At 56.2% G+C, this 1,065-nt stretch carries 1 rRNA gene; it reads left to right on the forward strand.

Features of this window, described 5'->3' with window-relative positions:
- Window positions 1-1,065, forward strand: a 23S ribosomal RNA gene (locus ACJYUO_RS21835); the annotation flags it as partial.

A 1,065-nucleotide genomic window follows, 5' to 3' on the forward strand; every position in this document is an offset into this window, starting at 1 on the left:
ACGGGCAATGTGGTGTTCGGGCTGACAAACACTCTCAGAAACTCGACGAGAAGTCTCTTGGAACAGAGCACGAGACAGGGTGACAGTCCCGTACCGTCGACGAGTAAGAGACGAGTCAGTTCCAGAGTATCGGGGGTTGGATATCCCTCGTGAATATCGCGGGCATCGACCGCGAAGACTAAACACTCCTCAAGACCGATAGCGAACAAGTAGCGTGAGCGAACGCTGAAAAGCACCCCACGAAGGGAGGTGCAATAGGGCGTGAAATCAGTTGGCGATGGAGCGACAGGGCACACAAGGTCCCGGACATAATGAATCAGGTGCGAACCTGTAGTAAGCAGTTTGGGAAGCCGGTGTTCTGTCGTACGTTTTGAAAAACGAACCAGGGAGTGTGCCTGTTTGACGAGTCTAACTCGATTATCGAGGAAGGCGAAGGGAAACCGACATGGCCGCAGTGCTTTGCACGAGGGCCGCCGTGTTCAAGCGCGGGGAGTCAAACGGGCACGACCCGAAACCGGACGATCTACGCAAGGACAAGGTGAAGCGTGCCGAAAGGCACGTGGAGGCCTGTTAGAGTTGGTGTCCTACAATACCCTCTCGTGATCTTTGTGTAGGGGTGAAAGGCCCATCGAGTCCGGAAACAGCTGGTTCCAACCGAAACATGTCGAAGCATGACCTCTGCCGAGGTAGTTCGTGGGGTAGAGCGACGGATTGGGGGACCGCACTCCGAGAGGAGTGCGCCCCCCTGTCCAACTCCGAACCTACGAACGCCGCTTGACGCAGGGAGTCCGGTGCACGGGGTAAGCCTGTGTACCGTGAGGGAGACAACCCAGAGCTGGGTTAAGGTCCCCAAGTGTAGATTAAGTGCGATCGAAGGTGGTCTCAAGCCCTAGACAGCCGGGAGGTGAGCTTAGAAGCAGCTACCCTCTAAGAAAAGCGTAACAGCTTACCGGCCGAGGTTTGAGGCGCCCAAAATGATCGGGGCTCAAATCTACCACCGAGACCTAGCAGCACCACTCACATGGTGATCTTGTAGGTTGGCGTTCTGTTCGGGTGGAAGCACGG

This window comes from Natrinema sp. CRL1, assembly GCF_059162405.1.